The 19884-nt window shown below is 67.3% G+C and carries 20 protein-coding genes; 5 read left to right on the forward strand and 15 right to left on the reverse strand.

Translation table 11 applies throughout. The features are described from left to right. Positions 1 to 6: 6 nt before the first annotated feature. Positions 7 to 834: a DUF2182 domain-containing protein gene (locus U4Z31_RS01035; RefSeq protein WP_321809218.1), complete on the reverse strand. Its 828-nt coding sequence runs from the start codon at positions 832 to 834 to the stop codon at positions 7 to 9. A 30-nt stretch (positions 835 to 864) separates the two neighbouring features. Beyond that, complete coding sequence (locus U4Z31_RS01040; RefSeq protein WP_321809219.1) at positions 865 to 1629, reverse strand: DUF899 domain-containing protein; 765 nt, start codon at positions 1627 to 1629, stop codon at positions 865 to 867. Between the two features lie 113 nt (positions 1630 to 1742). Here U4Z31_RS01040 and U4Z31_RS01045 point away from each other — a divergent pair, with 113 nt between their 5' ends. From U4Z31_RS01045 to U4Z31_RS01055, 3 genes are all read left to right on the forward strand, one after another. Continuing rightward, positions 1743 to 2963, forward strand: a complete 1221-nt coding sequence (locus U4Z31_RS01045; protein WP_321809220.1) for a helix-turn-helix domain-containing protein — start codon at positions 1743 to 1745, stop codon at positions 2961 to 2963. Positions 2964 to 2993: 30 nt separating this feature from the next. Further along, entirely contained in the window at positions 2994 to 3677 is a 684-nt protein-coding gene (locus tag U4Z31_RS01050) for a glutamine cyclotransferase (RefSeq protein ID WP_321809221.1), read from the forward strand. Between the two features lie 181 nt (positions 3678 to 3858). After that, positions 3859 to 4842, forward strand: a complete 984-nt coding sequence (locus tag U4Z31_RS01055; protein WP_321809222.1) for a DMT family transporter — start codon at positions 3859 to 3861, stop codon at positions 4840 to 4842. A 63-nt stretch (positions 4843 to 4905) separates the two neighbouring features. On the opposite strand, the gene U4Z31_RS01060 is transcribed toward U4Z31_RS01055, so the two are convergent. Further along, positions 4906 to 5229: an RnfH family protein gene (locus U4Z31_RS01060; protein ID WP_124520012.1), complete on the reverse strand. Its 324-nt coding sequence runs from the start codon at positions 5227 to 5229 to the stop codon at positions 4906 to 4908. Positions 5230 to 5233: 4 nt separating this feature from the next. Next, a complete protein-coding gene (locus U4Z31_RS01065; protein ID WP_044843759.1) occupies positions 5234 to 5671 on the reverse strand; it encodes a type II toxin-antitoxin system RatA family toxin in 438 nt (145 codons plus the stop codon). A 98-nt stretch (positions 5672 to 5769) separates the two neighbouring features. Here U4Z31_RS01065 and smpB point away from each other — a divergent pair, with 98 nt between their 5' ends. Then, a complete protein-coding gene (gene smpB, locus U4Z31_RS01070) occupies positions 5770 to 6216 on the forward strand; it encodes an SsrA-binding protein SmpB (protein ID WP_050012888.1) in 447 nt (148 codons plus the stop codon). Positions 6217 to 6496: 280 nt separating this feature from the next. Here the strand turns inward: smpB and U4Z31_RS01075 are convergent, their stop codons facing one another. From U4Z31_RS01075 to ppsA, 3 genes are all read right to left on the reverse strand, one after another. Beyond that, the gene (locus U4Z31_RS01075; RefSeq protein WP_044843761.1) at positions 6497 to 7432 is read right to left on the reverse strand and encodes an SPFH domain-containing protein; all 936 of its coding nucleotides are present in this window, start codon (positions 7430 to 7432) and stop codon (positions 6497 to 6499) included. A 33-nt stretch (positions 7433 to 7465) separates the two neighbouring features. Continuing rightward, complete coding sequence (locus tag U4Z31_RS01080) at positions 7466 to 7900, reverse strand: NfeD family protein (protein ID WP_321809223.1); 435 nt, start codon at positions 7898 to 7900, stop codon at positions 7466 to 7468. Positions 7901 to 8110: 210 nt separating this feature from the next. Then, on the reverse strand, positions 8111 to 10510 hold the full coding sequence (gene ppsA, locus U4Z31_RS01085; RefSeq protein WP_044843763.1) for a phosphoenolpyruvate synthase: 2400 nt from the start codon (positions 10508 to 10510) through the stop codon (positions 8111 to 8113). A 373-nt stretch (positions 10511 to 10883) separates the two neighbouring features. Between ppsA and U4Z31_RS01090 the strand changes: the two genes are divergently transcribed. Next, positions 10884 to 11699: a pyruvate, water dikinase regulatory protein gene (locus U4Z31_RS01090; protein ID WP_044843764.1), complete on the forward strand. Its 816-nt coding sequence runs from the start codon at positions 10884 to 10886 to the stop codon at positions 11697 to 11699. A gap of 121 nt (positions 11700 to 11820) precedes the next feature. Here U4Z31_RS01090 and U4Z31_RS01095 read toward each other — a convergent pair whose 3' ends face one another. From U4Z31_RS01095 to bamA, 8 genes are all read right to left on the reverse strand, one after another. Next, on the reverse strand, positions 11821 to 12603 hold the full coding sequence (locus U4Z31_RS01095) for an RNA methyltransferase (protein WP_321809224.1): 783 nt from the start codon (positions 12601 to 12603) through the stop codon (positions 11821 to 11823). Further along, on the reverse strand, positions 12600 to 13244 hold the full coding sequence (rnhB, locus tag U4Z31_RS01100) for a ribonuclease HII (protein WP_044843766.1): 645 nt from the start codon (positions 13242 to 13244) through the stop codon (positions 12600 to 12602). Before rnhB ends, U4Z31_RS01095 begins: the two co-directional genes overlap by 4 nt. Then, positions 13241 to 14410, reverse strand: coding sequence for a lipid-A-disaccharide synthase (gene lpxB, locus U4Z31_RS01105; protein WP_321809225.1), 1170 nt, complete (start codon positions 14408 to 14410; stop codon positions 13241 to 13243). Before lpxB ends, rnhB begins: the two co-directional genes overlap by 4 nt. A 3-nt stretch (positions 14411 to 14413) precedes the next feature. Next, positions 14414 to 15202: an acyl-ACP--UDP-N-acetylglucosamine O-acyltransferase gene (gene lpxA / locus U4Z31_RS01110; protein WP_044843768.1), complete on the reverse strand. Its 789-nt coding sequence runs from the start codon at positions 15200 to 15202 to the stop codon at positions 14414 to 14416. Positions 15203 to 15269: 67 nt separating this feature from the next. Beyond that, on the reverse strand, positions 15270 to 15737 hold the full coding sequence (gene fabZ, locus U4Z31_RS01115) for a 3-hydroxyacyl-ACP dehydratase FabZ (RefSeq protein WP_006402657.1): 468 nt from the start codon (positions 15735 to 15737) through the stop codon (positions 15270 to 15272). A 130-nt stretch (positions 15738 to 15867) separates the two neighbouring features. Further along, positions 15868 to 16947, reverse strand: a complete 1080-nt coding sequence (lpxD, locus tag U4Z31_RS01120) for a UDP-3-O-(3-hydroxymyristoyl)glucosamine N-acyltransferase (RefSeq protein WP_321809226.1) — start codon at positions 16945 to 16947, stop codon at positions 15868 to 15870. A 16-nt stretch (positions 16948 to 16963) separates the two neighbouring features. Next, the gene (locus U4Z31_RS01125) at positions 16964 to 17461 is read right to left on the reverse strand and encodes an OmpH family outer membrane protein (RefSeq protein ID WP_040144479.1); all 498 of its coding nucleotides are present in this window, start codon (positions 17459 to 17461) and stop codon (positions 16964 to 16966) included. Between the two features lie 64 nt (positions 17462 to 17525). Next, a complete protein-coding gene (bamA, locus tag U4Z31_RS01130) occupies positions 17526 to 19832 on the reverse strand; it encodes an outer membrane protein assembly factor BamA (protein WP_044843770.1) in 2307 nt (768 codons plus the stop codon). Between the last annotated feature and the right edge of the window lie 52 nt (positions 19833 to 19884).

The following is a 19884-nucleotide window of genomic DNA, read 5'->3' on the forward strand; positions in this document are numbered from 1 at the left end:
GCGCCGCTAGGCCAGGCCGGCCGCGGCCCACGCGATCATCGCCGCGCCGGCGCCGATCGCGACACCGCCGACGATCCGCGCGACGCGAACGCCAGCCGGCGCCAGCCGCTCGGCGGCGACCGCCACGGTCACGACGGCCATCACGCGCAGGTCCATCATGCCGGCCGCCAGTGCGACGGCCATCAGGTTCCCGCAGCAGGCGCCGCACCGTAGCGCGGTACGCACGCCGTACCGCCACGCGACCGCGGCCCGGGCTGCCGCCCGCGGCGCGCATGCGTCGTCCGGTGCATGCCGGCAGCAACCGAGCCGGCGCGCCTTCCAGCCGGAAAACTGCAGCACGCCCGCGCCGAGCACGATCGCGCCGGCCGCGAACGGCACCGTGGCGGCGAGCGCGGGCAGCCGCGCGGCGGCCGCCGCCCAGGCAGTGCCGACCGGAAACACCAGCGCGCCGAGCGCCATCCACACGGAGAAATACGCGGCGCCCGCGACCGCGACGAACCATGCCGCACGCGCGTCGCCCACCGCGCCGAGACGTTGCCGATATCGCCAGAGCACCGGCGCCAGCACCGGCAGCATCATCGTCACCGTCATCGCGCCCCACATCCCGGCGAATGCGGCGAACGCGCGCCCTGCCTGCCATCCGCACGGCCTGAGCCACCCGGCCGACAGCGTCCAGCCGCCGGCCATCGGCATGCCACCCATCGCGTCCATCGATGCGTGCTGCGCGAGCGTCGCCCAGATCGCGGCGGCCCATACCGCGACGAGCGCGGCGCCGAACACCCGCCGGCCGCCGCCCGCTGCAGCGGCCGCAGCCCGTTTCGTCGCCGTGCTCATCGCCCGCTCCCGCGGCTCGCCGGGCCGCGCTCAACCGCGTGCGTACTCGTCATGACGGCGCCACCACACGCCCGTCTCGTTGCGCCCGAGCGGCGCGCGATCGAGCCACTGGTACATCCCCCACAGCCCGTCGAGCCCGCGCGCGTACGTCGAATACGTGTGATAGACGATGCCGTCCTCGCGCACGAACGCGCTCAACCCCGGCCGGTCGCGCGCGTACGTCGCGGCGTCGGTGCCGCACGTCGCCGCGAACTGGGCGACCGCGGCAGGCGGCGGGTCCATGTCCATCGCGTGGCCGGCGCGCGCATAGTTGTATTCGACGTCGCCGGCGCGCTGCTGCGCTTCGGTGAACGACACGTTGAAGTCGAAGTTGAACTCGCCGCCGTCCGACGACGCCCACGGAAAGTGCCAGCCCATCCGCTGCCGGTATGCCAGCAGCTTCGCAAGCGGCGCGCGCGACACCGCCGCGAGCGTCACGTCGTGGTTCGCGAGGTGGATAGCGAAACCGTCAAAGCCGTCGGCGAGCGCCGAGCACGACGGGCAGCCGGCCTTGTAGTCGGGGCCGAACATGAAGTGATAGACGAGCAGTTGCGAACGGCCGCCGAACAGATCGTCGAGCGTCGCCGGGCCGCGTTCGGTGTCGAACCGGTAGGCCTTGTCGACGCGCACCCACGGCAGCGCCTGGCGCCGCCGCGCGAGTTCGTCGCCCTGCCGGGTCAGCGCCTTTTCCGCATCGAGCAGCGCGCGGCGCGCAGCCAGCCATTCGTCGCGCGTTCCGGTGAGATGGTTCGTCATTACGGGTTCCTCCTTTCGATGGATATCCGGGCACGGCGCATCTGCCGTGTGCGTGGTGCTAGATTAGGACCGGGCGTCGAACCGGAGGGAGTGACAACTGTGTCGGGATTCGGATGGATTCGCTGATCACGGCCGCCGCGCGGGCGCTCGCGGCGGGCGACCCGCTCGGCGCGCTGAACCGCGTCGCGTTGCGCGACGACGCGCCGGCGCTCGCGTTGCGCGGCATCGCGATGGCCCAGCTCGGCGATTTCGAGCGCGCACGCGCGCTCGTGCGCAGCGCGGCTCGCGCGTTCGGCGCGAAGGAAGCCGTCGCGCGGGCGCGCTGCGTCGTCGCGGAGGCCGAGATCGCGCTGGCGTCTCGCGACCTCGGCTGGCCGTCGCGCGCCCTCGACGCCGCCTGCGCGACGCTCGACGCACACGGCGACCGCACGAACGCCGCTCATGCGCGCTATCTCGGCGTGCGCCGGCTGCTGCTGATCGGGCACGTCGGGGATGCCGAACAGCGGCTCGCGAGCCTCGATCCCGCACCGCTGCCCGCCGCATCGCGCGCGGCTCACGAACTGATCGCGGCCGGCATCGCGATGCGCCGCATCCGCCCGCGCGTGGCGCGCATGGCGCTCGCCCGTGCGCGCGCGGCCGCACAAGACGCCGGCATCGCCGCGCTGACGGCCGAAGTCGACACGGCCGCCCGCATGCTCGATACGCCGGCCGCGCGACTCATCGCGCGCGGTGCGTCGCGGCTCGTGCTGCTCGACGAGGTCGAGGCGCTGCTGGCATCGAACGCGCTCGTCGTCGATGCATGCCGCCACGCGGTGCGCGACGCGCGCACGACCGTGTCGCTCGCACGCCGCCCGGTGCTGTTCGTGCTCGCCCGCGCACTGGGCGAGGCGTGGCCCGGCGACGTGTCGAGAAACGCGCTCGTCGCCGCGGCGTTTCGCGCGAGACACGCGGACGAATCGCATCGCGCCCGCCTGCGCGTCGAGATCGGCCGCTTGCGCGCGGTGCTGCGGCCGCTCGCGAACATCACTGCGACGCCGAGCGGCTTCGCGCTCGAACCGCTCGGCCCGCACGAGGCCGTCGTGCTCGCACGTCCGGTCGACGACCGCCACGCGGCCGTGCTCGCGCTGCTCGCGGACGGCGAGGCGTGGTCGAGCTCCGCGCTGGCGCTCGCACTCGGCGTGAACCAGCGCACCGTGCAGCGCGCGCTCGATGCGCTCGCCGAAGCGGACAAGGTGCAGGCGGTCGGCCGCGGTCGCGCGCGCCGCTGGATGACGCCGCCGCTGCCCGGATTCGCGACGACCTTGTTACTCCCCGCGCCGCTGCCGGGCGACTAGGATGGGGATACCAACGACGAGGTGACAAACATGAAACGCTCCCCCGCAGACATCCTCCGCGAATACGGCCCGTTTCCGGGCGTCGACGGCGTACACGGCGTCACGTTCGACGGGCGGCACGTGTGGTTCGCGTCCGGCGACAAGCTGAACGCGCTCGACCCGGAACGCGGCATGACCGTGCGCGCACTCGACGTCGCCGCGCACGCAGGCACCGCGTTCGACGGGCGCCACCTGTTCCAGATCGTCGAGGACCGTATCGAGAAGATCGATCCCGACTCCGGCCGCGTGCTCGCGACGATCCCCGCGCCCGGCGGCGGCGCCGATTCGGGGCTGGCCTGGGCGGAAGGCACGCTGTGGGTCGGCCAGTACCGCGAACGCAAGATTCACCAGGTGGATCCGCAATCGGGCGCCGTGCTGCGCACGATCGAATCGAACCGCTTCGTCACCGGCGTGACGTGGGTCGACGGCGAGCTGTGGCACGGCACGTGGGAAGCGGACGAGAGCGCGTTGCGGCGGATCGACCCGCGCAACGGGCAAGTGCTCGAACAGGTCGACATGCCGCCCGGCGTCGGCGTGTCGGGGCTGGAGTCCGACGGCCGCGACCTCTTCTACTGCGGCGGCGGCAACAGCGGCAAGCTGCGCGCCGTGCGCCGCCCCGCGCGGGCACGCGCGGCGGGCGACGGTGCGGCGGCGGCCGAGCCGGTCGAGCGCTGATCGGTTGATCGTCGAAGGGCAACGCGACCCGCCGCAGCCTCCGGTTAAACAGGATCGGGTCGCGGCGGCGCTTGCAGCCGGTCCCTGCCACACCCCGCTCCCGAGTGCAGGAATGAACAAGACGCGGTCGCGCCGCCGTCGTTAAGATGCGCGCTCGTCAGTCTTTCGTTCGGAGCAGTCGATGCAGCGCGGTGTGGTGTATGGCGTCCTCGCGGGCGCGTTGTGGGGCATGGTTTTTCTCGTGCCGCGGCTGATGACCGACTTCTCGCCGCTGCTGCTGAGCGCGGGCCGCTATGCGATGTACGGCCTCGTGTCGCTGGCGGCGGCCCTGCCGGCCGCCCGTTCGCTGCTCGCCCGGCTGACCCGCGAGGACCTCGTCGCGCTCGCGAAGCTCGCGCTGATCGGCAACGTTGCGTACTACATGCTGCTGTCCGGTGCCGTGCACCTGATCGGCATCGCACCCAGCTCGCTGATCGTCGGCGTGCTGCCCGTGACCGTCACGCTCGCGGGCCTCGGCGACCACGGCGCGATGCCGCTGCGGCGCCTCGCCGCCCCGCTCGCGCTGGTGATCGCCGGCATCGTCTGCATCAACGTCGACCTCTTCACGTCGGAAGCTGCGCAGGCGACGACGCTCGGCCAGAAGCTCGCGGGCATCGCGTGCGCAAGCGGCGCACTCGCGAGCTGGACCTGGTACGCGGTCGCGAACACGCGCTACCTGCAGCGCAACCCTCATTTCGGCGGCAACGAGTGGTCGGTGCTGTGGGGTGTGGTGACGGGCCTGATCGGCGGCCTCTGCTGGCTCGCGATCCTCGCGCTGCCGGCCGGCACGGTGCAGGCCGCCGTTCCGGCATCGCGCTGGCACCTGTTCTGGCTGCTGAACCTCGTGCTTGCGATCGGCGCGTCGTGGCTCGGCAACGGACTGTGGAACGCGGCGTCGAAGCGGCTGCCGCTCACGCTGTCCGGCCAGCTGATCGTGTTCGAAACCGTGTTCGCGATGCTCTATGCGTTCGTCTACGATCAGCGGATGCCGCGCGTACTCGAGATCGTGGCGCTCGCCCTGCTGCTGGCGGGCGTCTACGGGTCGGTGCGCCGGCACAACGACACGCATGCGGGCGGCAACACGCCCGGCAGCACGGCCGTGAACGCGAACGTCACGGCGCACTGAGCGCCGCCGCGCCTGGTCTGACAAATCGGAACGGAGAAGATGCAGCGACGCCGACGCGACGCGTCAGCGCGCGTCCTTGTGCATCCACTTGCGGCCCTCGACGGAGCCCTCGCGGCGGGTCTTGTCGACGCGCCGCTGACGCGCGAGCTTCGGATCGACGATCAACGGGCGGTAGATCTCGACGCGGTCGTGGTCGGCGAGTGGCGCGTCGAGCGGCGCGAGCTTGCCGAATATGCCGGTTTTCGTGTGCGCGAGGTCGATTTCCGGGTGCAGCGCGAGCACGCCGCTCGCGTCGATCGCCGCGCGCACGGTCGCGCCTTCGGGCAGCGACACCGGAATCAGCGTCTGGCGATCCGGCAGCGCGTAGCAGACTTCGATCGACAGCATCGCGTCACCCTTTCCCGTAGCGCTGGTCGGCGCGCTTGACGAACGAATCGACGAACGTGTTCGCGATATGGCTGAACACCGGCCCGATGATCTTCTCGAGCAGGATGCTCGAGAACTCGTAGTGCAGCGCGAATTCGATCTTGCATGCATCGGCGCGCAGCGGGATGAAGCGCCACGAGCCCGTGAACTTCCGGAACGGGCCGTCCGCGAACTCCATGTCGATCCGCGTCGGGCGCTGCTGCGTGTTGCGCGTCGCGAAATGCTGCTTGATGCCCTTGAAGTTGATGTCGATGCGCGCTTCCATCCCGCTGTCGTCCTGACGGCGAATCTCGACGCCGCCGCACCAGGGCAGGAAATTGGGGTAATCGGCCACGTCGGTGACGAGGTCGAACATCTGTTCCGCCGAATGACGGATCAATACGGTTTTCTGGACATCTGCCATAAATCGCGCGGCATCGCTCGAGGTGAGAACGCAAGCCGGGCGATTCCCGCCCTGCTTTGCTAAAATCGTGATTTTAAACGAGTTGGCCCGATCCTTTCATGAGCATCATCGACAACAGGAAAGCGCACTTCGATTATCACATCGAGGAACGCTACGAGGCGGGGCTCGTGCTCGAGGGCTGGGAAGTCAAGGCGCTGCGCGCCGGGCGCGGCCAGATCAAGGAAGGCTACGTCGTGGTGAAGAACGCCGAGATCTTCCTGATCGGTACCCACATCAGCCCGCTGCCCGAAGCCTCGACGCACATCAAGCCCGATCCGGTCCGCACGCGCAAGCTGCTGCTGCACCGTGACGAAATCAAGAAACTGATCGGCAAGGTCGAGCAGCGTGGCTACACGCTCGTGCCGCTGAACTTCCACTACAAGGGCGGTCGCGTGAAATGCGACATCGCGCTCGCGAAGGGCAAGAAGCTGCACGACAAGCGCGAAACCGAGAAGAAGCGCGACTGGGAACGCGAAAAGGCGCGCATCATGCGCGCCGGCACCTGACGCTCGGGAAAGCCAGCCTCGCAAACGACACGGCCCGCTCGAAGCGGGCCGTGTTGCTGTGTGCGATGCGAAGCGCATGAGCGGCAGCCGGACCGCCGCTCGCGTTCCGGGACGAACCGCTGCGCAGCCTGCGCTGCTGACATGCGGGCGCGATCGCGCCCAAGGTCGCGCGACGATTCGCCGCATGCCGGGCGCATAACGAGCACATAACGAGCACATGAGCGGCGCGCACCCGGCGACGCTCGCGGCGATCGCCGGCACGCGTAACCCGCGTTGCCGCTCAGCCCCGCCCGCTCGCCGCCGGTGCCGCGTTCTTGACGATCGTCAGCGCCGACGCGATCGCGGTGCCGAGATCCGACAGGTTCGCCGGCACGATCAGCGTATTGCCCTGTTTCGCGAGGTTCGAGAACGCGCCGACGTACTGCTCGGCGACCTTCAGGTTCACCGCATCCATCCCGCCCTGCGACTGGATCGCGTTCGCGATCTTCTGGATGGCCTGCGCGTTCGCCTCGGCCACCGCGAGAATCGCGGCCGCCTCGCCCTGGGCCTGGTTGATCGCGGCCTGCCGCTCGCCTTCCGACTTCTGGATCGCCGCTTCGCGCGCGCCCGACGCGAGGTTGATCTGCTCCTGCTTGCGGCCTTCGGACGCAGCGATCAGCGCGCGCTTTTCCCGCTCGGCGGTGATCTGCGCCTGCATCGCATGGAGGATCTCCTTCGGCGGCGTCAGGTCCTTGATCTCGTAGCGCAGCACCTTCACGCCCCAGTTCGCAGCGGCCTGGTCGAGCGCCGACACGATGTTGTGGTTGATGAAGTCGCGCTCCTCGAAGGTCTTGTCGAGTTCAAGCTTGCCGACCACCGAGCGCAGCGTCGTCTGCGCGAGCTGCGTGATCGCGAGCACGAAGTTGCTCGACCCGTACGATGCCTTCATCGGATCGGTCACCTGGAAGTACAGCACGCCGTCGACCTGCAGCTGCGTGTTGTCGCGCGTGATGCAGACCTGGCTCGGCACGTCGAGCGGAATTTCCTTCAGCACGTGCCGGTAGGCGATCCGGTCGACGAACGGCAGCACGATATTGAGACCAGGCGACAGCGTCGCGTGATAGCGCCCGAAGCGTTCGAGCACCCACGCATGCTGCTGCGGCACGATCTTCACCGTCTTCGACACGATCACGATGGCGATGACGAGCAGGACGACCCAGATGATCAGCGAATCCATGAAATATTCCCTCCTTGTTGTATCAGTGGACGATCAGCCCGCGGGTTTCGCGATGACGACGAGACTGTTGCCGCGCACGGCACGCACCTGATACACGCGTGCATCGTCGCGCTCGCCGGCCGCGAGTTCGACGTCCCAGTCGGCGCCGCGATACTGCACGCGCGCGCGGCCGTCATGCCACGCATCGACCGTGACGGTCGCGCCGATATCGAGATTGACGTCCGGATTCGTCGACGTGTCGCGTTTCTGCTTGCGCCCGAGCCCCGAGCGGCGCAGCACGATCATCGCGACGATCGCGACCACGGCGGCCGCACCGAACTGCACGTGCGGCGCGAAACCGGCGAGCTGCAGCAGCGCGCCCGCGAGAAAGCCGAGCGCGATCATCAGCAGATAGAACGTGCCGGTCAGCAATTCGGCGACGACCAGCACGCCGACTCCGACCCACCAGAACAGATGCCCCGACATCATTGTGGTCTCCCGAAAAACGTCCCCGCTGCTCACTATATTCGCTGCGCGCCCGCCCGTGGGTCGCGGTCGACACGCATGACGCAACGCGGCGCGTACCGACGAAAAAAAACACCCCGGCGCTTACCGGGGTGTTTATAACACGAACCTTGCATTTTGCCTTCAACACAAGCGCGGCGTACCGCGCTTGCACCGAATAAGCGTTACCGACCGTTACTTCCGGTTGGCGAGTGCCTGCCACGTATCGATGATCGTGTCCGGGTTCAGCGAGATCGACACGATGCCTTCGTCGGTCAGCCATTGCGCGAAGTCCGGGTGATCGGACGGGCCCTGGCCGCAGATACCGACGTACTTGCCCATCTTGCGGCAGGTATCGATCGCGCGCTTGAGCAGGAACTTGACGGCCGGGTCGCGTTCGTCGAAGTCGACGGCCAGCAGTTCCATGCCCGAGTCACGGTCGAGGCCGAGCGTGAGCTGCGTAAGGTCGTTCGAACCGATCGAGAAACCGTCGAAGTGCTCGAGGAACTCTTCGGCGAGGATCGCGTTGGTCGGGACTTCGCACATCATCACGAGGCGCAGGCCGTTCTCGCCGCGCTTCAGGCCGAACTTCTCGAGCAGGCCGACGACACGCTCCGCCTGCTTCACGGTACGCACGAACGGCACCATGATCTCGACGTTGGTCAGGCCCATCTCGTCGCGCACGCGCTTCAGTGCACGGCATTCCATCTCGAACGCCTGCGCGAAGTCTTCGGCGATGTAACGCGACGCGCCGCGGAAGCCCAGCATCGGGTTTTCCTCGTCCGGCTCGTAGCGCGAACCGCCGATCAGCTTCTTGTACTCGTTCGACTTGAAGTCGGACAGACGCACGATCACGGGCTTCGGATAGAACGCCGCGGCGATCGTCGCGACGCCTTCCGTCAGCTTGTCGACGTAGAACTGGCGCGGCGACGCGTGACCGCGCGCGACGCTCTCGACCGCCTTCTTCAGGTCCTGGTCGATGTTCGGGTACTCGAGGATCGCCTTCGGGTGCACGCCGATGTTGTTGTTGATGATGAACTCGAGACGCGCGAGGCCAACACCACCGTTCGGCAGTTGCGAGAAGTCGAACGCGAGCTGCGGGTTGCCGACGTTCATCATGATCTTGACCGGGATTTCCGGCAGTTCGCCGCGCTGCACTTCCGTGACTTCCGTCTCGAGCAGCCCGTCGTAGATCTTGCCTTCGTCGCCTTCCGCGCAGGACACCGTGACGAGCGCGCCGTCCTTCAGGATGTCGGTCGCGTCGCCGCAGCCGACGACTGCCGGCACGCCGAGCTCACGCGCGATGATCGCCGCGTGGCAGGTGCGGCCGCCACGGTTCGTGACGATCGCCGCCGCACGCTTCATCACCGGCTCCCAGTTCGGGTCGGTCATGTCCGCCACCAGCACGTCGCCCGGCTGCACGCGTTCCATTTCCGACGGGTCCTGGATCACGCGCACGGGGCCCGCGCCGATCTTCTGGCCGATCGCGCGGCCCGTTGCCAGCACCTGCGACTGGCCCTTCAGCTTGAAGCGCTGCTCGGCCTTGCCGCTCGCCTGGCTCTTCACCGTTTCCGGACGCGCCTGCAGGATGAAGATTTTGCCGTCGCGGCCGTCCTTGCCCCACTCGATGTCCATCGGACGCTGGTAGTGCTTCTCGATGATGACCGCGTACTTCGCGAGCTCGATCACGTCTTCGTCGGTGATCGAGTAGCGGTTGCGCTGCTCGTGCGGCACGTCGACCGTCTTCACGCGGCCCGGCTCGCCCGGCTGCGTGAATTCCATCTTGATCAGCTTCGAGCCGATCGAGCGACGGATGATCGGGTACTTGTCCTGTGCGAGCGTCGTCTTGAACACGTAGAACTCGTCCGGGTTCACGGCGCCCTGCACGACGGTTTCGCCCAGGCCGTAGCTCGACGTGATGAACACGGCGTCCTTGAAGCCCGATTCGGTGTCGATCGTGAACATCACGCCGGCCGCGCCGACGTCCGAGCGGACCATGCGCTGCACACCGGCCGACAGCGCGACTTCAGCGTGCGTGAAGCCCTTGTGGACGCGGTACGAGATCGCGCGGTCGTTGTACAGCGACGCGAACACGTGCTTCATGCGGTCGAGCACGTCGTCGATGCCGACGACGTTCAGATACGACTCCTGCTGGCCGGCGAACGACGCGTCGGGCAGGTCTTCCGCGGTCGCGGACGAACGCACGGCGAACGACAGCTCGCCCGGCGAGCCGTTCTTCAGGATTTCGAACTGTGCGCGGATTTCCTCCTCGAGACGTGCCTGCAGCGGCGCGTCGACGATCCACTTGCGGATTTCGGCACCGGCTTCGGCGAGCGCCTTCACGTCGTCGATGTCGAGCGACTCGAGACGCTTGGCGATGCGATCGGTCAGATCGTTGTGCTTGAGGAAATCGCGGAATGCGAGCGCGGTCGTGGCGAAACCGGTGGGTACGCGAACGCCTGCTTCGGAAAGCTGGCTGATCATCTCGCCGAGCGACGCATTCTTGCCGCCCACGATCTCCACATCGGTCATCCGCAACTGCTCGAACGGGATTACATACGCCTGGTCCTTTGCGACGTTTGCTGCGTTAGTCATACAAGCCCCTAAGTGTGAAAAAAATGCTCGATTGCGCAAGTGGGCTCGGACGCGGGCGCTTGCAAAAAGGCGCGGCGCGTCTTGCGCAACCTGTTGGAGAAACAATCGCAGGCGGGAAATCTTCCGACCCGATTTGCAAAAATCCCGGCAGAAGGGCGATATATTCAGACGAATCGCCGAACTTGCCGGGAGTTCTGGAACGCTCGCGGCAAGCCTGGCGTGCCGTTCGCACCCGCCCCCGCAATTGCTTATCCAACAGGTTGCCGCTATTCTACCGTGCCGGCTGCCGGATGTGGCGCGACCTTGTCACTGTGCCTGGAGGCGGACCTCCAGCGGCCCGCGCAACCGCCCTTCACGCTCGACGCCCAGATTCATGCTGCCTACCGTTTTCATCGTCTCCGACGGCACCGGGATCACTGCCGAAACCTTCGCGCACTCGATCCTCTCCCAGTTCGACCAGAAATTCCGCCTCGTGCGCGTGCCGTTCGTCGACTCGCTCGACAAGGCCTTTTCGACCGTCGAAAAGATCAACGAAGCCGCGGTGCACGACGGCCGCCGCGCGATCGTGTTCACGACGCTCGTCGACAGCGAGTCGAACGACATCGTCAAGCGCTCGAACGCGCTCGTGCTGGACATGTTCCAGCGCTTCGTCGAGCCGCTCGAGCAGGAACTGGAGCTGAAGTCGAGCCACGCGATGGGCCGCGGCCACCAGAACGCCGACACCGAGGAATACAAGACGCGGATCGAGGCGATCAACTTCTCGCTCGCGCACGACGACGGCCAGTCGAACCGCAACCTGTCGGAAGCCGACGTGATCCTGGTCGGCGTGTCGCGCAGCGGCAAGACGCCGACGAGCCTGTATCTCGCGATGCAGTACGGCGTGAAGGCCGCCAACTATCCGCTGATTCCGGAAGACTTCGAGCGCGGCAAGCTGCCGTCGGCGCTGTCGCCGCATCGCGACAAGCTGTTCGGGCTGTCGATCGATCCGCAGCGCCTGTCGGAGATCCGCAACGAGCGCCGCCCCGGCAGCAAGTACGCGGCGCCCGAGAATTGCCGCTACGAGATCAACGAGGCCGAGGCGATGATGCGCCGCGAAGGGATCAAGTGGCTGTCGTCGACGCACAAGTCGATCGAGGAGATCGCGACGACGATCCTGCAGGAAATCCGCCTCGACCGGCAGTCGTACTGACGACCGGCGCACGGGCGGCCGCCGGGCCGCCGTCGCCAGAAGCAACAAGGCCGCGTCGAACGCGGCCTTTTTTCGTGGTGCGGGATACCGCGCGGGCAACGCCGCGCGTCACGTCATCATGTCATGCGAGCCGCTGCTGCCGCACCTGCTCGAACAGGCACACCGCCGCCGCTGCCGCCACATTCAGCGACTCCATGCCGCCCGGCTGCGGGATCGTCACGCGATGCGTGGCCACGTCGCGCCAGAACGCCGACACGCCGGCGCCCTCGTTGCCGAACACCCATGCGACGGGGCCGGCCAGGTCGCAGTCGTAGATCGCCTGCGCGCCGTGCGAATCGGTCAGCGCGACCGGCACGTCGAGGCGTTCGGCGAGCGCGCCGGCCTCGACATCCTCGTGGATCGACAGCAGGAAGTGCGCGCCCATTCCCGAGCGCAGCACCTTCGACGACCACGCATAGGCGGTGCCCGGCGCGCAGAACACGTGCCGCACACCGGCCGCGGCCGCGCTGCGCAGGATCGAGCCGACGTTGCCGGCGTCCTGCACGCCGTCGAGCACGACCGACGTGTGCGTGACACGCTCCGGCAGCGGCTGCGCGGGACGCTCGACGAGCAGCAGGAAACCGACGCCGCTCACCACGTTCGACAGTTGTCCGAACAGCGCATCGGGCAGCGTGACGACCCGCTGCGCATCGACGCGCGCGATGATCGCCTGCGCTTCGTCGTGCGCGAGCGCGCCTTCGGTGGCGACGCACAGCTCGGGTAGCGCGCCCGTATCGAGATACGCGCTGGCGAGGTGAAAACCTTCGAGCAGCGCCTGGCCGCCGCGGCGCTGCTGGGACGTCGAACCCGCAAGCGCCTTCAGGCGCTTGTACAGCGGGTTGTCGCGGGAAGTAATGCTTTTCATCGAATCAGGTCGAGTGCCGCGCGCACGGGTGCGAACGAGCGCCGATGCGCTTCGCACGGGCCGTGCTCGCGCAGCGCGGCGAGATGTTTCTCGGTGCCGTAGCCCGCATGCACGTTGAACCCGTACACCGGGAAGCGTTCGTGCAGCTCGACGAGCATGCGGTCACGCGCGACCTTCGCGAGGATCGACGCGGCCGAGATGCTCGGCACGAGCGCGTCGCCGCTGACGATCGCCTCGGCACGCACCATCAGCGTCGGGCAGCGGTTGCCGTCGATCTGCGCGAGCGTCGGCAGCACCGACAGGCCTTCGACGGCCCGCTTCATCGCGAGCATCGTCGCGTGCAGGATGTTGAGCGTGTCGATCTCGTCGACGCTGGCCGACGCGACGCAATACGCGCGCGAGCGCGCGACGATCAGGTCGTACAGCGCGTCGCGCTTTTTCGCGGACAGCGCCTTCGAATCGTCGAGCCCGTCGATCGGCTGCGCGGGATCGAGGATCACCGCGGCGGCGACCACCGGCCCCGCGAGCGGGCCGCGGCCCGCTTCGTCGACGCCGCAGACGATCTCGTCGGGCCGACTGAAGTCGAAGCCGCCCTGCACGTCGGTCGACGCGCGGCGGCGTGGTGCACGGGCTGCCGTCATACGCGCCTCTTGCGTTGCTCGAGTACGCGCACGACCGCTTCGGCCGCCTTCGCGGCCGTGTTCTGCCGCAGCGAGAGATGCATTTCGGTAAACACTTCGGTCAGCGTGCGGCGGTTCGCGTCGTCGCGCAGCTGCGTGAGCGTCGCATCGGCGAGCGCCTCGGGCGTCGCGAAATGCTGCAGCAGCTCGGGCACGACGAAGCGCCCCGCCAGGATGTTCGGCAAGCCGACGTACGGCAGATAGCCCTGCCGGCGCATGATCTGTCCGGTCAGCCAGGGCACCTTGTACGAGATCACCATCGGCTTCTTCAGCAGCGCGGCTTCCAGCGTGACGGTGCCGCTCTTCACGAGGATCGCGTCGGCGGCCGTCATCGCGACCTGCGAGCGGCCGTCGGTGATCGTCAGCGCGAGTTGCGGATGGGCGTCGACGAGCGGCTGCAGCAGTTCGCGCAGCGCGGGCGTCGCCGCCGGCATCACGAACCGCACGCCGGGCTCGCGCTGCTGCATCAGCGCCATCGCGGCGAAGAACGTCGGGCCGATCAGCCCGGTCTCCGAGCGCCGGCTGCCCGGCAGCACCGCGATCACGGGGCCCTCGGCCGGCAGGCCGAGCGCGATGCGCGCGCCGTGCGTGTCGGGCTCGAGCGGAATCTCGTCGGCCAGCGGGTGGCCGACATACGTCGACGCGACGCCTGCCTTGTCGAGGATCGCCGGTTCGAACGGGAACAGGCACAGCATGTGGTCGACGGACTTCGCGATCTTCTTGATCCGGCCGCCGCGCCACGCCCAGATCGACGGGCACACGAAGTGGATCGACGGGATGCCCGCGTCGCGCGCGGCCTGCTCCACGCTGAAGTTGAAATCGGGCGCGTCGACGCCGATGAAGGCGTCGGGCCGCTCCGCGAGCAGCTGGCGCTTCAGCTCGCCGCGAATCCGCAGGATCTCGGGAATCTGGCCCAGCGCCTCGACGTAGCCGCGCACCGTCAGCTTGTCCATCTGCCAGTGCGAGTCGAAGCCGTGCGCGAGCATCCGCTGCCCGCCGATCCCGTAGTAGCGGGTCGATGCGGGCAGCCGCGCCTGAAGCCCGCCGAGCAGCGACGCCGCGAGCAGGTCGCCCGACGGCTCGCCGGCCACCATCGCGAGCCGGAGCTGATTGGTCGGGAGCGACATCGCTTAGCGGATGATGCCGCGTTGGGACGCGTCGATGAACTCGACGAGCGCGGTGACCGCTGCGTCGCCTTCGCCGCCCGCGGCCGCCAGCTCGCGCAACTGCACCTTCGCTTCCTCGAGCGACAGGCCGTTCTTGTACAGCAGGCGGTACGCGCTGCGCAGCGCCGAGATCGCGTCGGGCGAGAAACCGCGCCGGCGCAGGCCTTCGACGTTGATGCCGTGCGGCTCGGCCTTGTTGCCGGCCGCGATCACGAACGGCGGCACGTCCTGCACGAGCGCCGAGGCGCCGCCCAGCATCGAGTGCGCGCCGATGCGCACGAACTGGTGCACGCCCGACATCCCGCCGACGATCGCAAAGTCGCCGATCTCGACGTGACCGGCCATCTGCGCGTTGCTCGACAGGATCACGTTGTTGCCGACGCGGCAGTCATGGCCGATGTGCACATAGGCCATGATCCAGTTGTCGTCGCCGAGCGTCGTCACGCCGACGTCCTGCACGGTGCCGGTGTGGATCGTCGTGAATTCGCGGATCGTGTTGCGGTTGCCGATCACGAGCTTCGTCGGCTCGTCCTTGTACTTCATGTCCTGCGGACGGCCGCCCACCGACGCGTAATGGCCGATGCGGTTGTCCTCGCCGAGCGTCGTGTGACCTTCGATCACGCTGTGCGAGCCGATCGTCGTACGCGCGCCGATCGTGACGTGCGGCCCGACGATCGCGTACGGCCCGATCTCGACGGACTCGTCGATCTGTGCGCCCGGTTCGACGATCGCGGTAGGATGAATCCTGGTCATGCGCCGTTGCCTCTCGATGTGATGTGTCGCGTTGCCCGCGTTACGTTACCCATGCGTGCCGCGTCGCTCAGGGCGCCGCGTCGGCCGTCTTGACCGTGCACATCAGTTCGGCTTCCGCCGCCACCTTGCCGTCCACTTCCGCCACTGCCTTGAACTTCCAGATGCCGCGGATGTAACGTTCGAACGTCACGTTCAGAATCAGCTGGTCGCCCGGTTCGACCACGCGCTTGAAGCGCGCGCCGTCGATCCCGACGAAGTAGTACAGCGTGTTTTCCGGATCCTTCGGCTGCTCTTCCGAGAACGTCAGCAGCGCGGCCGCCTGAGCGAGCGCCTCGAGGATCAGCACACCCGGCATCACCGGCCGCTTCGGGAAGTGCCCCTGGAAGAACGGCTCGTTGATCGACACGTTCTTCAGCGCTTTGATCCCCTTGTGCGGCTCGAGTTCGAGCACGCGATCGACGAGCAGAATCGGATAGCGATGCGGCAGCAGCGTGAGGATCTTGTGGATGTCGAGATTGATTTTTTCAGTGCTCATGATGGTTCGTCTCACGCAGAGGCTGCGCGGTGGTGATGCAAAGGCTGAAGCGGGCCGCCGTGCGGCCCAGTCTGGCAAACCGGGCCGGATGCGCTGGCCGTGCCCGGTTCGTGGTCTCGCATGGTGTCGGTCAGGCGTGCGTGCCGCCCTGGGCGGCCAGCGCGGATTCGAGCGCCTTGATGCGGTCGCGCAGCTTGTCGAGGTTGCGCACGAGCGCGGCGCTCCGGTTCCATTCGCCGTGGTCGACGGCCGGGAACGCGCTCGTATAGATGCCGGCCTTCGGCAGCGACTTCGACACGCCCGAATTCGCCGTGATGATGACATAGTCGCCAAGCGTCACGTGGCCGGCGATCCCCGCCGCGCCGCCGATCATGCAGTGGCGGCCGATCGTCGTGCTGCCCGCGATGCCCGCCTTGCCGGCGATCACCGTGTAGGCGCCGATCCGGCAGTTGTGCGCGATCTGGACCTGGTTGTCGATCTTCACGCATTCTTCGATGACGGTGTCCGCCATCGCGCCGCGGTCGATCGTCGTGTTCGCGCCGATCTCGACGTCCGGGCCGATCGACACGCCGCCGACCTGCGGGATCTTGACCCAGCTGCCGGTGCGCGCGTCGCCGTCGCCGACGAAATCCGGCGCGAAGCCGAACCCGTCGGAACCGATCACGGCACCCGCGTGGATGATCGCGCGCGGGCCGATCTTGCAGCCGTGGTACACCGACGCGTTCGGATACAGGTGCGAGCCGGCGCCGATCGTCGTGCCGCGGCCGACGAACACGTTCGCGTCGAGCTGCACGTCGTCTTCGATCACCGCGCCGGCCTCGACCGTCACGTGCGGGCCGATCACCGCGCTCGCGGCGACCTGCGCGGCCGGATCGATCGTCGCGCTCGGATGCACGCCGGCCGCGCGCGGCGGCGTGGCGAGATCGATGAACATCTGCGCGACGCGCGCGAAGTACGCGTACGGATTCGGCGTCACGATGAAATTGCGGCCGTCAGCGGCCGCGCCCAGCTTTTCGAGATCCTTCGGCGCGATCAGCACCGCGCCGGCGCGGGTCGTCTCGACCTGCGACAGGTACTTCGGGTTCGCGAGAAACGCGAGTTGCTGAGGGCCTGCCTGGTCGAGCGGCGCGAGGCCGCCCACCTTGCACTGGGCGTCGCCGGCGATCTCGCCGCCGAACCGCTTTACGAGTGCCTCAAGCGTCAATGCCATTCGTCGTCTGCTCCGTTCAGTTCGTCGAGCCGGACGCGAGCGCCTTGAGCACCTTGTCGGTGATGTCGATGCGCGGGCTGACGTACACGGCTTCCTGCACGATCAGGTCGTAATTCTGCTGCTCGGCGATCTGCTTGATGACCTTGTTCGCACGCTCTAGCACGGCCGCGAGCTCCTCGTTGCGGCGCTGGTTCAGGTCTTCGCGAAACTCGCGCTGCTTGCGCTGGAAGTCGGTGTCGAGCTGCGCGAGATCGCGCTGCTTCTGCGCGCGATCGGCCGCCGACAGCGACGCACCGTTCTTGTCCAGCGAATCGGACATCGACTTCAGGCGCGCCGCGAGGTCCTGCAGATCCTTGTCGCGCTTCGCGAACTCGGCTTCGAGCTTCGTCTGCGCCGCCTTGGCGGGCGCCGACTCGCGCAGGATCCGATCCGAATTGACCGCCGCGATGCGGGCGACGTCCTGAGCATGCGCCGTCGCCGCGCCCAAGGCCAGCGCAACGGTCAGCGCACACATCACTCGTTTCGAAAACTTACCGGTTAGCAAAATTACCCTCTCGTTACTGTTGTCATGCGTTCGATCAGAACGCCGTCCCGATCTGGAACTGGAATTTCTGGTACTGGTCGCCTTCGTGCTTCTGCAGCGGGAAGCCGAGGCTCAGCTTCAGCGGGCCGATCGGCGAGATCCACGCGAGACCCACACCGTAGCCGTAACGCAGGCCGTTCGCGCCGGTACTCGTGCCGCCCGGCGCGTTGCCCCACACGTTACCGCCGTCGAGGAACGTGAACACGCGCAGCGTGCGGTCGTAGCCGGTGCCCGGCAGCGGGAACGTCAGCTCGATGTTGCCGACCACCATCTTCGAACCGCCGATCGGGTCGTTCGTCTTCGTGTCGCGCGGGCCCAGCGAGCTCGGCTCGTAGCCACGCACGGAGCCGATACCGCCCGCGTAGTAGTTCTTGAAGATCGGGTACGGGTTGCCGATGCCGTTACCGTAGCCGCCTTGCAGGTTCAGGCCCAGGATGAAGCCGCGCGAGAACGAATAGTAGTACTGCGCCTGCAGGTCGGCCTTGTAGTACTGGATCTTGCCGACCGGCACGCCGTATTCGACGTTCGCCTGCGTGAAGTAGCCGCGGCTCGGGATCAGCGCGCTGTCACGCGCGTCGCGCGACCATGCCACCGTCAGCGGCACCGTGTTCGACACGCGGCCGAACTCGTTCACGTAATCCTGGTAGCTCTGCGGCGTGTTCGAGTCGACGTCGAGACGGTTCTGCTCGAAGCCCGCGCCGAAGTAGACGGTGTCGACTTCCGAGAACGGAATGCCGAACTTCAGGTTGCCGCCCGCGCTGATGATCCGGAAGCTCGAACTTGTCGAGTAGTAAAGCGGCTGGTACGTGCGGTAGTAGACGTCGGTGATCCGCTTGATGCCGTCGACCGTGAAGTACGGGTCGACCTGCGTGACGGTCAGCGTGCGGTAGCTCTTCGCGGTGTTGACGTTCACCGACAGGCTCGTGCCCGAGCCGAACACGTTGTCCTGCGACACGCCGGCCGACAGCACCACCTTGTCCGTCGACGAGAAGCCCGCGCCCAGCGTGATCGCGCCGGTCGGCTTTTCGTCGACCTTCACGTTCACGTCGACCTGGTCGTTCGTGCCTTCGACCGGCACCGTCGTCACGTCGACGTTGGTGAAATAGCCGAGACGGTTCACGCGGTCCTTCGACAGCGCGAGGCGGTTCGAATCGAACCACGAGCTTTCGAGCTGGCGCATTTCGCGGCGCACGACTTCGTCGCGCGTGCGCGTGTTGCCGACCACGTTGATGCGGCGCACGTACACGCGGCGGCTCGGATCGACGACGAGGTTCAGGTTCACCTTGTGGTTCGCCTGGTCGATGTCCGGCTGCGCGTTGACGGTCGCGAATGCGTAGCCGTATTCACCGAGCTTGTCGACGATCGACTTCGTCGTTTGCTGCAGCTTTTCGGCCGAGAAGCGATCGCCCGGCTTGATCTTGATCAGCTTGTTCAGTTCGGCTTCGCGATCGAGCAGGTTGCCCGACAGCTTGATGCCCGACACCGTGTACGGCTCGCCTTCGTGCAGCGTGACCGTCAGGTACATGTCCTTCTTGTCGGGCGAGATCGACACCTGGGTCGATTCGATGTTGAACTCGAGGTAGCCGCGGTTCAGGTAGTACGAGCGCACGGCCTCGAGGTCGCCCGTGAGCTTTTCCTTCGAGTACAGGTCGTTCTTCGTGTACCAGGAGAACCAGTTCGGCGTCGACAGCTGCATTTCGTCGCGCAGCGTGCTGGTGCTGAACGCCTTGTTGCCGATGAAGTTGATCTGGCGGATCTTCGCGCTCGGGCCTTCGGCGACCGCGAACAGGATCGACACGCGGTTCGCGTCGACCGGCGTGATCGTCGTCTTGACCTCGGCCGCATAGAAGCCGCGCGTCAGGTACTGACGCTTGAGCTCCTGCTCCGCCTTGTCGACGAGCGCCTTGTCGTAGTAGCGGCCGTCGGCCAGACCCACCGCGCGCAGCGCCTTCGTCAGATTGTCCTTGTCGAATTCCTTCGTGCCGGTGAAGTCGATCGACGCGATGGCCGGACGCTCCTGCACCTGCACGATCACGACGTTGCCCTGGGTGGCGATGCGCACGTCGTTGAAGAAGCCCGTCGCGTACAGCGCGCGGATTGCTTCGGATGCCTTGTCGTCGGTGAAGGTATCGCCCTGCTTGATCGGCAGGTAGGCGAACACCGAACCGGCTTCGACGCGCTGCAACCCCTCGATCTTGATGTCTTGCACCACGAACGGTGCCGCTGCATGCGCCGCGAGGCCGTGCGCGGCGAGCGCGGCCGCTGCAACTGTCTTAGGTACAAAGCGATGAGGTTTGAACAACGTGCATCCCCAATATTTAGCTGCATCAAATCAGGCGGCGGCCGACTGGCCG

Origin of the sequence: Burkholderia sp. BCC1985, from assembly GCF_905339915.1 — a bacterium.
GTDB lineage: Bacteria > Pseudomonadota > Gammaproteobacteria > Burkholderiales > Burkholderiaceae > Burkholderia.

Bases quoted from the DNA above. Each gene is read 5' to 3' on its own strand.
- U4Z31_RS01090 (WP_044843764.1), top strand. From the start codon at position 10,884: ATGCTGCCTACCGTTTTCATCGTCTCCGACGGCACCGGGATCACTGCC.
- U4Z31_RS01125 (WP_040144479.1), bottom strand. From the start codon at position 17,461: ATGTGTGCGCTGACCGTTGCGCTGGCCTTGGGCGCGGCGACGGCGCAT.
- U4Z31_RS01040 (WP_321809219.1), bottom strand. From the start codon at position 1,629: ATGACGAACCATCTCACCGGAACGCGCGACGAATGGCTGGCTGCGCGC.
- smpB (WP_050012888.1), top strand. From the start codon at position 5,770: ATGAGCATCATCGACAACAGGAAAGCGCACTTCGATTATCACATCGAG.
- ppsA (WP_044843763.1), bottom strand. From the start codon at position 10,510: ATGACTAACGCAGCAAACGTCGCAAAGGACCAGGCGTATGTAATCCCG.
- U4Z31_RS01045 (WP_321809220.1), top strand. From the start codon at position 1,743: ATGGATTCGCTGATCACGGCCGCCGCGCGGGCGCTCGCGGCGGGCGAC.
- lpxD (WP_321809226.1), bottom strand. From the start codon at position 16,947: ATGGCATTGACGCTTGAGGCACTCGTAAAGCGGTTCGGCGGCGAGATC.
- U4Z31_RS01075 (WP_044843761.1), bottom strand. From the start codon at position 7,432: ATGGATTCGCTGATCATCTGGGTCGTCCTGCTCGTCATCGCCATCGTG.
- fabZ (WP_006402657.1), bottom strand. From the start codon at position 15,737: ATGAGCACTGAAAAAATCAATCTCGACATCCACAAGATCCTCACGCTG.
- U4Z31_RS01095 (WP_321809224.1), bottom strand. From the start codon at position 12,603: ATGAAAAGCATTACTTCCCGCGACAACCCGCTGTACAAGCGCCTGAAG.
- lpxB (WP_321809225.1), bottom strand. From the start codon at position 14,410: ATGTCGCTCCCGACCAATCAGCTCCGGCTCGCGATGGTGGCCGGCGAG.
- lpxA (WP_044843768.1), bottom strand. From the start codon at position 15,202: ATGACCAGGATTCATCCTACCGCGATCGTCGAACCGGGCGCACAGATC.
- U4Z31_RS01050 (WP_321809221.1), top strand. From the start codon at position 2,994: ATGAAACGCTCCCCCGCAGACATCCTCCGCGAATACGGCCCGTTTCCG.
- U4Z31_RS01060 (WP_124520012.1), bottom strand. From the start codon at position 5,229: ATGCTGTCGATCGAAGTCTGCTACGCGCTGCCGGATCGCCAGACGCTG.
- U4Z31_RS01055 (WP_321809222.1), top strand. From the start codon at position 3,859: ATGCAGCGCGGTGTGGTGTATGGCGTCCTCGCGGGCGCGTTGTGGGGC.
- rnhB (WP_044843766.1), bottom strand. From the start codon at position 13,244: ATGACGGCAGCCCGTGCACCACGCCGCCGCGCGTCGACCGACGTGCAG.
- U4Z31_RS01065 (WP_044843759.1), bottom strand. From the start codon at position 5,671: ATGGCAGATGTCCAGAAAACCGTATTGATCCGTCATTCGGCGGAACAG.
- U4Z31_RS01035 (WP_321809218.1), bottom strand. From the start codon at position 834: ATGAGCACGGCGACGAAACGGGCTGCGGCCGCTGCAGCGGGCGGCGGC.
- U4Z31_RS01080 (WP_321809223.1), bottom strand. From the start codon at position 7,900: ATGATGTCGGGGCATCTGTTCTGGTGGGTCGGAGTCGGCGTGCTGGTC.